This window comes from Streptococcus pantholopis (assembly GCF_001642085.1).
Classification (GTDB): domain Bacteria; phylum Bacillota; class Bacilli; order Lactobacillales; family Streptococcaceae; genus Streptococcus; species Streptococcus pantholopis.
In genome coordinates this window covers 679432-692592 of record NZ_CP014699.1, presented here as the reverse complement: position 1 = coordinate 692592, position 13161 = coordinate 679432, and the positions used below count along the sequence as shown (strand labels likewise).

General features: G+C 39.4%; 17 protein-coding genes. 3 read left to right on the top strand and 14 right to left on the bottom strand.

Features of this window, described 5'->3' with window-relative positions:
• Positions 1-98: 98 nt before the first annotated feature.
• Entirely contained in the window at positions 99-1427 is a 1329-nt protein-coding gene (locus A0O21_RS03295) for an NtaA/DmoA family FMN-dependent monooxygenase (RefSeq protein ID WP_067061223.1), read from the bottom strand.
• Between the two features lie 2 nt (positions 1428-1429).
• Positions 1430-2410 (bottom strand): NAD(P)H-dependent flavin oxidoreductase, encoded by a 981-nt coding sequence (locus A0O21_RS03290; RefSeq protein WP_067061220.1) that lies wholly within the window; start codon positions 2408-2410, stop codon positions 1430-1432.
• A 117-nt stretch (positions 2411-2527) separates the two neighbouring features.
• On the opposite strand from A0O21_RS03290, the gene A0O21_RS03285 reads away from it, so the two are divergent.
• A complete protein-coding gene (locus A0O21_RS03285) occupies positions 2528-3079 on the top strand; it encodes a TetR/AcrR family transcriptional regulator (protein ID WP_067061216.1) in 552 nt (183 codons plus the stop codon).
• Positions 3080-3460: 381 nt separating this feature from the next.
• On the opposite strand, the gene A0O21_RS03280 is transcribed toward A0O21_RS03285, so the two are convergent.
• The 5 genes from A0O21_RS03280 to A0O21_RS03260 all read right to left on the bottom strand — a co-directional run bounded on the left by A0O21_RS03280 (position 3461) and on the right by A0O21_RS03260 (position 7171).
• Entirely contained in the window at positions 3461-3901 is a 441-nt protein-coding gene (locus A0O21_RS03280; protein ID WP_067061213.1) for an HD domain-containing protein, read from the bottom strand.
• 177 nt (positions 3902-4078) lie between these two features.
• A complete protein-coding gene (locus A0O21_RS03275) occupies positions 4079-5032 on the bottom strand; it encodes an aldo/keto reductase (protein WP_227806883.1) in 954 nt (317 codons plus the stop codon).
• Positions 5033-5132: 100 nt separating this feature from the next.
• Complete coding sequence (locus A0O21_RS03270) at positions 5133-5696, bottom strand: DapH/DapD/GlmU-related protein (RefSeq protein WP_067061210.1); 564 nt, start codon at positions 5694-5696, stop codon at positions 5133-5135.
• 401 nt (positions 5697-6097) lie between these two features.
• A complete protein-coding gene (locus A0O21_RS03265) occupies positions 6098-6385 on the bottom strand; it encodes an MmcQ/YjbR family DNA-binding protein (protein ID WP_067061207.1) in 288 nt (95 codons plus the stop codon).
• Positions 6386-6586: 201 nt separating this feature from the next.
• On the bottom strand, positions 6587-7171 hold the full coding sequence (locus A0O21_RS03260) for a TetR/AcrR family transcriptional regulator (protein WP_067061204.1): 585 nt from the start codon (positions 7169-7171) through the stop codon (positions 6587-6589).
• Between the two features lie 193 nt (positions 7172-7364).
• On the opposite strand from A0O21_RS03260, the gene A0O21_RS03255 reads away from it, so the two are divergent.
• Entirely contained in the window at positions 7365-7973 is a 609-nt protein-coding gene (locus tag A0O21_RS03255; RefSeq protein ID WP_067061200.1) for an HXXEE domain-containing protein, read from the top strand.
• A gap of 206 nt (positions 7974-8179) precedes the next feature.
• Here A0O21_RS03255 and A0O21_RS03250 read toward each other — a convergent pair whose 3' ends face one another.
• Positions 8180-8563 (bottom strand): winged helix-turn-helix transcriptional regulator, encoded by a 384-nt coding sequence (locus A0O21_RS03250; RefSeq protein WP_067061197.1) that lies wholly within the window; start codon positions 8561-8563, stop codon positions 8180-8182.
• A gap of 124 nt (positions 8564-8687) precedes the next feature.
• Between A0O21_RS03250 and A0O21_RS03245 the strand changes: the two genes are divergently transcribed.
• Positions 8688-9368, top strand: coding sequence for a nitroreductase family protein (locus A0O21_RS03245; RefSeq protein ID WP_067061192.1), 681 nt, complete (start codon positions 8688-8690; stop codon positions 9366-9368).
• A gap of 412 nt (positions 9369-9780) precedes the next feature.
• Here the strand turns inward: A0O21_RS03245 and A0O21_RS03240 are convergent, their stop codons facing one another.
• From A0O21_RS03240 to A0O21_RS03215, 6 genes are all read right to left on the bottom strand, one after another.
• The gene (locus A0O21_RS03240) at positions 9781-9975 is read right to left on the bottom strand and encodes a hypothetical protein (RefSeq protein ID WP_148660295.1); all 195 of its coding nucleotides are present in this window, start codon (positions 9973-9975) and stop codon (positions 9781-9783) included.
• Between the two features lie 97 nt (positions 9976-10072).
• Complete coding sequence (locus tag A0O21_RS03235; protein ID WP_067061185.1) at positions 10073-10606, bottom strand: hypothetical protein; 534 nt, start codon at positions 10604-10606, stop codon at positions 10073-10075.
• Between the two features lie 366 nt (positions 10607-10972).
• Positions 10973-11179: a hypothetical protein gene (locus A0O21_RS03230; RefSeq protein ID WP_067061182.1), complete on the bottom strand. Its 207-nt coding sequence runs from the start codon at positions 11177-11179 to the stop codon at positions 10973-10975.
• A complete protein-coding gene (locus A0O21_RS10610) occupies positions 11176-11772 on the bottom strand; it encodes a nuclear transport factor 2 family protein (RefSeq protein WP_148660294.1) in 597 nt (198 codons plus the stop codon). The genes A0O21_RS03230 and A0O21_RS10610 overlap by 4 nt, the downstream gene beginning before the upstream one ends.
• A gap of 491 nt (positions 11773-12263) precedes the next feature.
• Complete coding sequence (locus A0O21_RS10985; RefSeq protein WP_067061179.1) at positions 12264-12545, bottom strand: TetR/AcrR family transcriptional regulator; 282 nt, start codon at positions 12543-12545, stop codon at positions 12264-12266.
• Between the two features lie 94 nt (positions 12546-12639).
• Complete coding sequence (locus A0O21_RS03215) at positions 12640-13161, bottom strand: SWIM zinc finger family protein (RefSeq protein WP_067061176.1); 522 nt, start codon at positions 13159-13161, stop codon at positions 12640-12642.

Sequence of the window (13161 nt, the reverse complement as noted above, 5' to 3'; positions counted from 1 at the left end):
GTTCTGCCTTTTTACCGTTTAAGCAAAAGATTGGCTGCAAATTTCCTCTAAATAAAAAGCAGCTAGCAGTGAATTGTCCTTACTGGCTGCTTATTTAGTTAATCTTCATTTCGGATTCCATACTGGTAAGGAACACCAAGATTTTCACGTAATGTTGCGCCCTCATACTCTTCGTGAAAAATGCCACGCTCTTGAAGAATAGGCACTACTTGTTCTACAAAGGCGGAGACACCATCATGCGCCAGATCAGGAACAATTGAAAAACCGTCTGTTGCCCCGGCTTCAAACCATTCTTGAAGAAAATTTGCGACATCGCCAGCTGTTCCAATAACCACCGGGTGATAATTGATAACACCGTGTGCCAGCGTATCAACTGGTGAATAACCTTCTTTTAAAACTTCTAATGCTCTCGGTGAACGAGGATCATATGGGTTAGGCTGAGCTAATTTCAACCAATTTTTGGGCAAAGGCTGGTAAGGATCAATTCCTTGGAAATTCAACCCAACCATAGCAGCTAGGTAGCTCAGACGCTGGTCTAGCTCTTCCTTATCAAACTCTAGAACAGCCCGTCTTCGAGCAAGTGCTTTTTCTTTACTATCAGCAATGGTAAACATGAAACCTGTAAAGACCTTAATATCGTCAGCAGATCGTCCGTGAGCCACAGCACTTTCCCTGAGTGCGTTTCGATAGTCACGTGCTTCTTCAATGGTAAAAGGATTGGCATAAACACCTGAAGCAAAGCGACCTGCTAAACGGATGCCCTCAGAGCTTGGGCCAGCTTGAAAAATTGGCGGCTGCCCCTGTTCAGAAGGGGGAATAGGAAGAGGTCCTGCTGTCTGAATATAATTGCCCTTATAGTGAATTGGCTTGATTTTGGACATATCCGCAAACTGTCCTGCTTCTTTTTCATGCAAGTAAGCAGCTTCCCCCCAAGACCCCCATAGTCCTTGGACTGCCTCAATCATCTCATGAGCCCGCCCATAACGTTCACGACTAGACTTCAAATGTGTCCCAAAATTGGCTGCAGTTGCAGGTGTTGAGGTCGTTACAGCGTTCCAACCCACACGTCCATGGCTAATCACATCCAGTGTTTTCAGATGACGAGCTAGATTATAGGACTCATTAAAGGTCGTTGAAAAAGTGCCAACTAATCCTATATGCTTGGTCGCTCGGGCAACCGATGTCATTGCAATCAGCGGATCCATCGAGTGCATCGGCGTTTCATTAGTTAAATCATTAACAAGTGCCGGGGTATCCGCCATAAACAGAGCATGGAGTTTCCCTTTTTCTGCCAGCTGTGCCATTTCGACATAGAAATCCATGTCTGTGTAGGCATCAGCTTTAGCTTCAGGCAAACGCCAGGTCTTAAACTCTCCTCCGTAACCAGAAACCATTTGCAGCACAATCTTCATTTGTTTTCCTGTCATTTTTACAGCAAATCCTCAATTCCTGACATTAATTTATCCATAATAACTGCTACAGGTTCAATTTTATCAATCATTGAAATCCCTAGACCGAAAGAAGCAAACCCTTTGCTTAAATCTCCAAATAACATGCCATCCCGCATACCATTGTAACCTCTTTGTACCTCAAAAATTTCCTCTTCAGTAGCCCCCGCTCGGCTCATTTCTAAAAGTTTATCAGGAATTTCCCCCGGCAATGAGCGGTAGTAAGCTGGAACCGTTCTATAAAGCAAAAGATCAGAGGCATTTGACTTCAGTGCTAATTCCTTAATATTTGGTGATAAAACAGACTCTTGGGACATCATAAAGGCGGTACCTACAAAAAGTCCTTCTGCTCCTAAAGCAAAGGCAGCCCGTGCCGTTCTCGCATCCGCAATACCGCCTGCTGCCATGACTGGTACGCGCCCTTTAGCAGCATCGACAATCATCGGTACAATCGAGAAAGTCCCAATCACTTTCTCAGGTACTGTCCCGCCTTCATCAAAGCCGGTAGCAACAATAATATCAGCACCACCTTGGATGGCCTCTTCAGTATTTTCAACTGTAGGAGTTTCTGCTCGAAAAACAACTTTAATCCCTTTATCATGAAACTTCTTAGTCCAGTCAGCCGAGAAAGTTCCAACCATAATAGCTACACCGACTCCCTCTTCTTTCATTAAATCCATCATAGGCTGGGTAAAAACATCTGTAAGAGGATTCCCAGGTGCGATATTCAGACCAAGAGGCTTATCAGTAATCTCACGAGCAATGCGAATTTCGCGGCGCATGTTTTCAACAGTTTCTTCTACCGTTGTAGCAGCAACTTTTTGCCCAGCACTAATTCCTAACACACCTAAGCCGCCTGCTGCACTGACTGCTCCAGCATAGGCGCCGTTCGTCAGCCAAGCCAGCGGTCCCTGAATAATGGGTTTTTCAATTCCTAAAATTTCTGTAATACGATTTGCCATTTGCCTTCCAACTTTCTTTATGTTATAGTCACTATATTACATCTGTCATTTAAGAAAGTCAATTGGCAAATTTAAGCAAACTGTCACTTAAATGACAAATCAGAAAGGACTGTCAATTTGAAACAAGATTTGCGCTTTAAAAAAACAGAAAAAGCTCTCCAAAAGGCTTTTTTAGAATTATTGCAAAAGAAAGATCTGACTAAAATATCTGTTAAGGAAATATGCGAACTGGCTCAAGTCTCTCGAAATGCTTTTTATCAGCATTATGAAACTAAAGACCATCTCTACAATAACTTACTGCAGCAAATTCTTATGGCTATTGAGAAGGCCTGCAGGCCGCTCGTAAAAGATCTGACATCAATTACAGAAACCGAAAACCGTCTTTTTCTAGATAATATCCTTTTGGCAGTTGAGCAGCACCGTTTTGCAATCTTTCAACTATTATCCAGCCAGCCTGCTATTTTCTCAGCCGCTTTTCAAAATATGCTGGTTTCTGCTATTCATCATAACAGCGACCAGATAGGCAGTTTTCCCGACACTTCCTTTGTGCATATTTTTTCAGGCGGAGTTGTGGCCTTTGTGTGCTATTGGCTGCTGCAGACAAATTTCACTCTTGAAGAAGCCCAAGAAAAATTATTTACAGTTTTAGGACAATTGAAAGTTGTTTAGCAGATGTAGAGGGAGAGGAACAGTCATTTGATATCATTGAAAATTCAGGATACCTGAGAGAAGGTTTGAAATACCATTTTCTATTTCATCTAAAGTTCTTGAGTCAAGTTTGGAATAACCCCCGTTTGCCTATATGTTTAGATAGTTTAACTAGGACCAAGAGTAAGGTTAATTTTTTCAGACAGACAGGCAGCATAAAATTTGCTGATAAGTTTTTTACCTTTAATTCTTTTTGCAGTCAGTTCAAATCTTCTCAAACAAGAAAAAACACCCAGAATTGTCCTCTAGGTGCTCAATTAATTTATTTCATACGGATTTCTTAATCAGACAGTGCCGCTTGTTTTTCTTGATATAAAGTCAAACCACCTCATGGCTTCATCCTCAGTCCTCTTCATTTTGCTGATTGCTTAAAAAGGCAATCGCTTCTTTGTATTTTTTTGACCGTTCTCTATCTTTAGAAGTGACATAAGGCAGTCTCGATAAGTCAGAATTATGTTTTAAGTCCGCTAGCTTAACGGCCCTAGCAAGCGTATTGGTCTTGACATTGTTCAGATAGTCTTGATAGGGCTGTCCTTTTTTCTTACTGATAAGGTCAACTGCCGCGACAACCTCATCGGGCAAGCCAGCACTGCGCAAATCAGACAAGCTGTAGTTTGTATCTTCTATGACATCGTGCAGATATGCCACTGCTTTTTCATTATCTTTATCCACAAGAGAAGCCACTGTTTCTGGGTGCTTAATGTAATCAACACCCGCTTTATCTACTTGACCGCCGTGTGCTTCTTTGGCGATTTTATGCGCCAGTTCAACAATATTTGTCATGTCGCTCTCACCCCCAAATAAACATATTAGCTTCTTTTTCAGTCACTTCTTCAAAATCCGAAAAATCATTAAAGAACAAGCGGTCATACCAAGCTTCCTGTTCAATCCAGCCGTTTCTGCAGAAAACCGTTAGCCGCCTAGTAATGGCGTTCTTACACTTATTTTTCAGGACAGCCGTCAGTACCAGTCGTGTTTTTCATCCCTGTTTAACTGATTAATTTCCTGCATCTCTTCTTCGGTCAATTGAAAATCAAAAATAGCCTGGTTCTCAGCTTGATGCTCTGGATTGCTGGAGCCGGGAATGGTTATAATCTGACGCTGCTGTTCCCATCTAAGAATGATTTGCGCAACTGATTTGTCATATTTTTCTGCAATTTTTTCAAGAACAGGATCGCTGAGAAGCTCTTCTTGATAGCCTCTGCCGCCCAGTGGATACCAAGCTTCTACCACGATACCCAGACTTTGAATATAAGTCGTTGCCTGGCTATCTTGATAATAGGGATGAATTTCATTTTGAACAAGGGCTGGCATCGTTTCCACTTGTGGTAAAAAGGCTTTTAACTCATCAATATAATAATTAGACAGGCCGATAGATTTAATTTTTCCAGCTTTCTGATATTTTTCCATGGCCTGATAGGCTTTGACATCATCATCTCCTGGATGATGGAGCAGCATCATGTCAATATAATCAATATCGAGTTCGTCCAAAGCTGCTTCAATTGCAGATTCAGGGTCGTTAAACTGGCTGGGGTAAATTTTTGTCGTTAGAAAAATCTCTTCACGTGGAAGGCCTGACTCTCGAATAGCTTCGCCGATTTCCTTTTCATTATGATACATATAAGCTGTATCAATCAGACGATAGCCTTGCTTAAGTGCACTGCTGACGGCCTCCTTCACTGTCGAACCTGTTAAACTATAGGTCCCAAGGCCGTAAACTGGCATAACGTTCCCATCATTTAAAGTAACTGTTTGCTTTTTGGCATCAAACTGAGGCATAATGGCAGCACTCCCATCTTTTTGAATGGGTTTCGTGCTGGATTGTTTCGATTGATTAGACAGTCCCCGCCAGAAGCTCGCTCCCACTAAAGCAAGCAAAAGGACCAGAACTGGCAATAGTTTTTTTCGCATCATTATCCTCACTTTAAAATCTTCATATCTCCAAAGTAACGATCAATCTGCCCAACAGCTGCGTCATCATACTAGAAATAAACAAAAAGCAGATACTTATGCTCTACTCCACTTCCTTGATCACCTTAGCCGGTACACCTGCAACAATGGTATTGTCTGGAACATCTTTTGAAACAATGCTGCCTGCTGCAACGATGGCGTTCTCGCCAATGGTTACACCTGGTAAAACAGTCGCTCCCGCACCTATCCAAGCATTGCGCTTAATAAGAATCGGTTTTAGAATCAGACCGCGTCGCTGCTTAGGATTACTGGGATGATTGACTGTGATTAGATTGGCACGAGGTCCGATCAATACCTTATCTTCCAAAGTAATGCCACCAAGGTCGGTCAGCATAACATCCGTGTTGATAAAGACTTCTTTGCCCAGTTTGATATGGCGCCCAAAATCCGTCCGAAAAGGGAGTATAATTTCAGTTGTCTCGTCCAACTCCTTGCCGATGATTTGCCCAATCAGGGTACGCACAGCTTCTTTATCCCGTTTGACCATGTTAAGATCTTCCACCATAGGAAGTGTCTCAGCTGTCACTTCATGAATCTCTTTATATACCGGCGAGTCCTTTTCAATGACTTCTCCTGACATCATATAATCCGTTAATGTTTTTGTCATTTTTCCCCCTTAATTCATCTATAAAAATAGCTAAGCAAAAGCCTCACTAGCTCTGGAAATAGATGAAGTTTCCAAACCTACCTACACCTCATTGCTACTGATGTGCTCCTTATCCAGTGAAAACAGCACAGCAGCTCAAACTAGCCCAGCTTTATTAAAATCAGTTTATCACAGCAATCTTTATATAGCAAATGCTTATGTTTAATGCAAACTATAGTTTAAAAGCATGCAAGAGACTGCATGAAAGCTTTTTTTCATTTCCTTTTCTGTTTCAGTGAATGCTTTCTTTTTAATAACGGGGTTTTCTTATTGCTTGTTTTTGTATGGGTTATTTGAAAACTCTCTTCAAGCCATCGGCATACTTCCTCATAAGGAACTGTACCGTCCAGCAGCATTGACACTCAGTTCCATTTTTTGCTTGGAAATCCTCGCAGATAGCCCGGCTGCTGCATTAAAAAATCCGCAAAATCGGCATCTTTCAGCTTTAGCGAAAGAACGTCTGCAGTGCCTTCTCCTGCAAGACCAAAGGCACTGTACTCCTTTGCAATGAATACCGCAAACCATTTACCAGTATTCGCATGACGTAAAACAGCATAATCTTCTCGGCGAAAGGGAAGTTCCTCAGCCTCCACCTGATACCTTTGCTTGGCATAAGCTTCCAATCTTTCCCGCATTGTCTTTTTGCCCATTGCAGCACCTCCGTCATCAGGATAAATCTTTCTTTAAAGCTAAAACTTCAACTAATTGTTTCAATTTTTGAAAAAGACTCATCGCAAATTGTGTCACGCCAAATGTAAGAAACGAAAAACCAGCATTAAATAATGACCATTAATCTTATAGCTGATAACTGACTTCAGCAATAACAACAGTCAGCCCTATCACTATTTTACTTATTCTGTTTTATTGGGGGTTATTCCTAAAGGGATAAAAGAGTTAGTGATTAATTTTTGAAATTGTTTATTTAATTCAACAATCGTATAGTGTTCATTATGTTCGAGAATATAGTGAAAAGTCGATAAAATAATTGAAAGCATCATTTCAGCTTGAAAATCGACAAGATCGCCATCGCTTGCCTTGCTTTCTAAAAAAGCAGAAAATCGCTCTTTCATCAGTTTACGCAATTGTGTATAAAGATCGCCATGATCTGCCGGAAGATTCCATAATAGCAATATAGCTCTGCGTTCATCATAAAACTCATTCATCATATGATCTGCATACTGAGTCACTGTCAAGGGCTGACTTCTATTACCAAGACTAAAATCTAGCAATGCCGAATAGCGTTCGACCAATTCAGCAATCATCACATCTGCCAGATGATACTTCGACATATAATAGTTATAAAAGGTCCTTCGATTAATAAGGGCTCTATTGAGAATATCCTGCACAGTCAAAGACAGGAAGCCTTTTTCCTCTACTAAATTTATAAAACTCTCACGAATAGCCTTTTGTGTTTTTAAAACTCTTAAATCTGTCATTATCCTTATTAAACTTTTGGTAACTCACCAATAAGCTCTTCCTTCCAATCGTCCATTATTATATATAATTTGAGTGATTTTATCAACAAAAAACAACAAAGTGTTGCTTAACACACTAATTTTAAAATTTTAATGATTGTTGCCCTCTAAAAACAGTGCTAAGATAAACACTATATAAATTGGAGGTTATACAATGATTAAATTTATTCGATGGAATGCACTTGAGCTCTACACTGCCATTTCTATTATATTTCTCATGATCGCAGGAATCACAGGCTCCCCTTCATTTACTCAAAAAATTGTTTTACTCTATACGGTTTTGTTTGTTTTCCATGAGTGGGAAGAAGGCCGTTATCCCGGTGGCTTTATTGACAAGGTTGTCAGCAAGGTAACAGGTCTGCATGCCTCCGAAGAACTTCACCGTGCCAGTCGTATCCCAACAGGAATTCTCTTATTAACGTTCTCACTAACTCCTTATCTATTTGACAATCAGCCTGTTTTTCTGTTGGTTGCCATGAATTTATGCATCTTTGAAGGGATTGTTCATATACTGGCGATTCGCGTGGCAAATCTTGGAGTTCCCTATTCCCCAGGAATGATTACAGCAGAATTAGAGCTTATTTTAGGTATTTACGTCTATGTTCGTTTTGCAAATCTAAATGTCCTCTCTGCAGCGAATGTCCTCCTTGGAATTGCCCTCTTCATTGCTTGCTTCATCTGTATGCAGCGCTCTCTGCTAGCTATGATGGGAAAAGGCTACGGTGATATCCTAAGAGCAAGAAAAGCACATCATACAAAATAATATCTTCCTAAACAAAAATAGGACAGGAATCAAATATGATGAATATCTGATTTCTGTCCTATTTTTTTGGTCTCTATACTAGCTGCAGTGGACAAGTCCACTTAGGATAATGTAGGTGTTTATTTGATTTTAAATCACAAAAGCACCTTTTCCACTGACGATTCTAATTACTCCGAAATACTATACGAAATCAAAAAAGAAAACAATCAAATATCACTAAATTTATATAAAATCTCAATATCTTCACTATCTTCGATAAGTTTCTCGCCAAATATTGAAAATTGATGTACTAGTTCAGCTACCTTTATCCCTTTCGGTGTCAGACTATAATAGACAATTTTAGGATAAGAAGATTTAATTTCTGTTCGCATTATTAAGCCATCATTTTCAAGTTCTCTCAATTGATTAGTCAAAACTTTTTGAGTAATCCTATTGCCAAATGCACGATTTAGACTATCTAATAATGCATTATACCGAAACGGCTTATTACCCAACGCACACAATATGTTCACTTTCCACTTACCCTTTATAATTGCTAAAATATAATTTATTCCCAATTCGTAGACTTTTGAACTTTTATCATATAGCATAATGAAGACCTTTTTACATTGCAAATTGGATAGGTACCGTAAAGTACCTACTTTACGAAAATACTAAGTTTAATTACAATTATAGTATAATTCAAATAAAAAATACACCCAAAGGAGAAGGTAGATGAGTAATAGTATTTTACGTACACGCCACTCAGCCCGTGCGTTCAAAAACAAAGAAATCAGTGATGATATTATTAAAAAGATTATCGCCGATGCCCAGTGGGCACCGTCATGGTGTAACAGCCAGCCTTGGAAAGCGTATGTTCTTACGGGAGATGCTGCTAAAAAAATGCATACATTACACCATGCAAATGTCGTTAGTGGCGAAAAATCATGGACAGAAGTCGTCCCTCCTCAATTTACAACTAACGACTGGACTGAGGGTGAATGGGAAAACATGGTGGACTTTTGGAAAGCTGCAGATGTCAGTCCGTATCCAGAAGATGAACCCCAAGATAAACTTGGCTTTATGGAAGAAAGCTCATGGAATTTTCATGCTCCAGTAATTATCTATATTACAATTCCTAAAAATGCTACAATGTTTTCAGCGTATGACGTTGGTGCATTTGGATATGGAGTCACTTTAGCGGCCCACGAGAGAGGAATTTCTGCAATTCCAGCTTACGAATTTATCCGTTATCCCAAAGAAATTCGACCATTTTTCAATATTCCAGAGGATGAAGCTATCTTTATGGGGATAGGGTTAGGATATGCTCAAGAGAATAATGACCTCAATAAGATTAATGAATTTGAAAAAAATCCACGAGCAAAGACTGAAGATATTCTCCAAATTGTAAAATAGTATCGTTTACGAACCATTGGTAACTACTACCATACTTTCTCGGTATCATATGATTTTTAATAACACTAATAATCTGCTAAGGCTTCAATTGCATCGATTTCTATAGTATTGATATTGTTTTGTTTGCCGGACCAAATCTGTTTGTAGTAATAGTTGAGCTTTGATACTGCTACGACATCATGCATTTGTGGAAAATGCTTATTAACGATTTAGCGTCATTTAATGTCTATCCAGAAGCAGGAGGCATAGCTAGTTGAGACTTAGTGTAACAGTTACTGCTTAAAGCTATTAATTCAAAAGAATCATAACCACCCGTTTGACGGGTGGTTATGATTTTACCTTCACTAGGTTTTTTGGCTTCCTAAACAAAAATAGGACAGGAATCAAATATGGTGAATATCTGATTTCTGCCCTATTTTTTAGTCTCTAGCCTTTCCGATTTATAATCATTCACCCCTTCTGCCAACAATTCATAAAATCGAACTTGAGCCTCTTGGTCATAGATAAAGCTGTTAACCATAAGTTCATCAATTTGAACCCGCTGGCTTAATTCCTTGGTTTGTTTGCTGAGGGCATTCTGGTCACCAACTAAAGAATTGGCTGACATCTGCCTGATCAAAGATTTTTCATGGTGAACAATATCTTCTAATTTAAAAGCAACTGTTCTGAAATGCGCTACTTTTTTAGTAGCTTGGCTGATTCAGTTAAAAAAACCTCGGAATTGGCAATGAATCTGACCAAAGAATCCATGAGCATTTGTGTTCGTTCAGATAATACCATATGAGATGATCCGAATCCTCAAGGGACTCTTCAAGTTCATACTGCTTTGAATACCAACTACCAAATGCAGAACCTAGAGTATGAATCGACTCTTTTATGCCATCTGACCAGTAGAAATGAGAAACATAGATACAATTGTCTTCAACAGCAAACCATTCAACAGAGTGTTCCACTTCTATTGCTCTGCGAATAGCAGCAATCGGATAATCTCGTTTAGTGGTAAACTTCACTTCAAATAATCCGTTCTCACATTCTGAATAGGTAAAACTGTCTCCGTAATAGATATGCTCTCCGAACTTCTCTCTGTACTCACTTAAGTCAGAAACTCCCACTAACCTATTAAAGCTAATGTATGGTGGAACAATTCTATCATTCTGGCTGATTGGGTAATAATCAATTAAATAGGAATCTAAAAATTTCTTTGAGCAGATTATTTTCTGATAAACATAGTTTGCCATTACTACTCCTATAGTCCATATTATACTAAAATCATTATACCATAGAGACATTTATCTCACTACACTATTTAGCATTTATAGACATTTCAGCGATGATGTATAATCATAATAATATCACTTCAAAAAACAGATTATTCTTTTTTACTATATAATAAAGCCAAACAATCAAGGACTGTTTGCCGTTTATTTATACCATTCACCTTATACTGATTTTCCTTAGTCACACACCTTTCTTGAATTTTTGGATTGGAAATAGTACAACAAAAGGAAGACCTTTTTGTGAATACGGTTTCTTACCCCATTCTCCTCCTATCTGTTAAATAGATGATGAATTTTTTGATAATACTTTGAAATTGGCTATTAGAGTTAATAGTTTGAATAAATGATCGAAAAATCCATATCTGAATTGTTTATTACAATATCATGTAATTCAACATTAAAATATTGTTCAAAATCACTAGAATGCATTCCAGAATGGATAAAAGCAATACCTTTCCCCGTAGAAGCTAAGCGAATCCCATCTAAATAATTATCAATATAATATTTGACTCTAGGTGAAAAATGGTTGTTCATACATTGCTCTCCATGTACATAAAGTAAGAAGTGCGCTTAGCAATTTTCCATTGACCACTCACTTCAACATACTCATCGTCGTAGCAAACACCTTGGGTCGTCTGAATCCGTTTCTCCTCTTGGTTTGGCCCGATCAAAACCACATGACAGTAGGCTGTCCCCGTTGCCTTATCCTCATCAATAGTAACGACCTGTTGACCATTGAGGTGGTAGTCCGTATCAAAAGGGGCTAGAAAATTCGCAAAGACTAACTCAATAGCCTCATGTCCTTCCTGTTTGAAAGTCTGATTACCATTATGTGATGTGACAACCACCCCTCTGGTTAAGACTGCCCCATCTCCAATGCTGACGCCAGGCATAATCTTAACTCCTTCGCCTATCCAAACCTTTTGTCCAACCTTAACGGGTTGGCAACGCAAAACAAGAGTATCCTCTAAGACATGATTATCCGTGACAATGCTGACATTGGGGCCAATAAATGTCCCATCTCCAATCGTAACACCACCAATGGACATGAGGATCAGATTATGATTGATGAATACCCTGTCACCAAGATGAACATTTTTCCCAAAATCAATCTGCGATGGACTCATGATGTGACTGGTGGCCGATAAGTATCTGCCAAGTAATTCTGCATACAGATCATGAATCTTGGGAGAAGAGGGAAGAGTTTGGTTGATCCGAAATTGCAGGTCGCGGCAGCGATTAAATTCTGACAGAACGATGTCACCGTATTCTCTTTCTATTTACTGCATCACCGTCAACCAACCGTTGCCAGATATCTTTGTCCATATTGTCACCTCGTTTCTTCTGTTTAAGACTATTGTAAATGCCCACTGTCAAAAAACAATGGGCACTTTTCTAAAAACGGGACATATGCCACTAAAAAAGAGGAAGTGTGACATATTTTATTTCAAAAGAGATTGGACGCCTGCGAGTGTCAAGAGATTAGCCGTCTCAATTACTTCTTCCAATGGGGTTCGCCTTCCTTCTTCCACCCATTGGCGATAGAGAGAAAAGCCTGTGTTTTAGACAAAATTGAGCAAACTAATCTTTTGAATATCGCTGAGTTGTTTCAACCTTGCTAACTTGGGCCAAGTGGAAGCCATGGCAATATCCACCATGTCTTGACGAATGTCTCGATAGAGGTCTGGCTGATGGTAATCTTATCATAAGCCTCTCCTTTCTCTGCCGAAAAATCAAAAAAGGCACGCTGCATCTTTTCCAAATCATCCGGCAGGCTTAAATCATTAATCAAGTCAATGTAAGACTGAGCACACTGCTCTTGCATCTCTGCCAACAGGTCAGCCAAAGTCGGATAATAGCGGTAAAAGGTCTTTTTATTGATTTCAGCCCGTTTGGTCAATTCCGTAACAGTAATTTTGTCATAATCCAGCTCACAAATAATTCTCCTTCAATTCCTTTTATAAATAGGAGGGTGATTTTACTGTTTTCATCAATCAAAAATAATAGTCCTCACCATAGTCGGACTCTTCATCACAGTCTGGATAGTTACAATCAAATTCTTTTAAAAGCGTTTCTATTAATTTCTCTCTGAGTTGGCCTTCACTCAAAGTCTTAACATAAGCTGTGATTTCCTCGACTTTTTTCTGTCGGAACATTGTATAATCTGCTTCCCATTTCAGATAGCGTTCTTCTTTTTCTCGTTCCTCCTCTTCCCACTCTGCAATAATAGCATCAGCCTGTCTGGGAAAATAGAAAAAGTATAAAGCTACCATGTGTTTACAAATCACTCGCCTGCCTGTCGCAAACGGGCAGGTACAGGTTGACTTTCTAGGATGGTGGGTATTTATTGTAACATGGTAAGTTTTACCTTGCGCTCCACTAACCTGCCCCTTATAAATACCATCTTCACTCTTTTCTCCACTTAACACTGCCTGGCTTTGATAGTAGGCAACCCCTTTACTAAAAGAAGCATTACTAGCCAAGTGAACCAATTTCAAGTCGTCCCAAATACCCAT

Excerpts from the sequence above, each read along its gene's own strand:
- A0O21_RS03295 (WP_067061223.1), bottom strand. The coding sequence starts at position 1,427 with ATGACAGGAAAACAAATGAAGATTGTGCTGCAAATGGTTTCTGGTTAC.
- A0O21_RS03290 (WP_067061220.1), bottom strand. The coding sequence starts at position 2,410 with ATGGCAAATCGTATTACAGAAATTTTAGGAATTGAAAAACCCATTATT.
- A0O21_RS03280 (WP_067061213.1), bottom strand. The coding sequence starts at position 3,901 with ATGACAAATATTGTTGAACTGGCGCATAAAATCGCCAAAGAAGCACAC.
- A0O21_RS03275 (WP_227806883.1), bottom strand. The coding sequence starts at position 5,032 with ATGATGCGAAAAAAACTATTGCCAGTTCTGGTCCTTTTGCTTGCTTTA.
- A0O21_RS03270 (WP_067061210.1), bottom strand. The coding sequence starts at position 5,696 with ATGACAAAAACATTAACGGATTATATGATGTCAGGAGAAGTCATTGAA.
- A0O21_RS03265 (WP_067061207.1), bottom strand. The coding sequence starts at position 6,385 with ATGGGCAAAAAGACAATGCGGGAAAGATTGGAAGCTTATGCCAAGCAA.
- A0O21_RS03260 (WP_067061204.1), bottom strand. The coding sequence starts at position 7,171 with ATGACAGATTTAAGAGTTTTAAAAACACAAAAGGCTATTCGTGAGAGT.
- A0O21_RS03255 (WP_067061200.1), top strand. The coding sequence starts at position 7,365 with ATGATTAAATTTATTCGATGGAATGCACTTGAGCTCTACACTGCCATT.
- A0O21_RS03250 (WP_067061197.1), bottom strand. The coding sequence starts at position 8,563 with ATGCTATATGATAAAAGTTCAAAAGTCTACGAATTGGGAATAAATTAT.
- A0O21_RS03245 (WP_067061192.1), top strand. The coding sequence starts at position 8,688 with ATGAGTAATAGTATTTTACGTACACGCCACTCAGCCCGTGCGTTCAAA.
- A0O21_RS03240 (WP_148660295.1), bottom strand. The coding sequence starts at position 9,975 with ATGTCAGCCAATTCTTTAGTTGGTGACCAGAATGCCCTCAGCAAACAA.
- A0O21_RS03235 (WP_067061185.1), bottom strand. The coding sequence starts at position 10,606 with ATGGCAAACTATGTTTATCAGAAAATAATCTGCTCAAAGAAATTTTTA.
- A0O21_RS03230 (WP_067061182.1), bottom strand. The coding sequence starts at position 11,179 with ATGAACAACCATTTTTCACCTAGAGTCAAATATTATATTGATAATTAT.
- A0O21_RS10610 (WP_148660294.1), bottom strand. The coding sequence starts at position 11,772 with ATGAGTCCATCGCAGATTGATTTTGGGAAAAATGTTCATCTTGGTGAC.
- A0O21_RS03215 (WP_067061176.1), bottom strand. The coding sequence starts at position 13,161 with ATGGGTATTTGGGACGACTTGAAATTGGTTCACTTGGCTAGTAATGCT.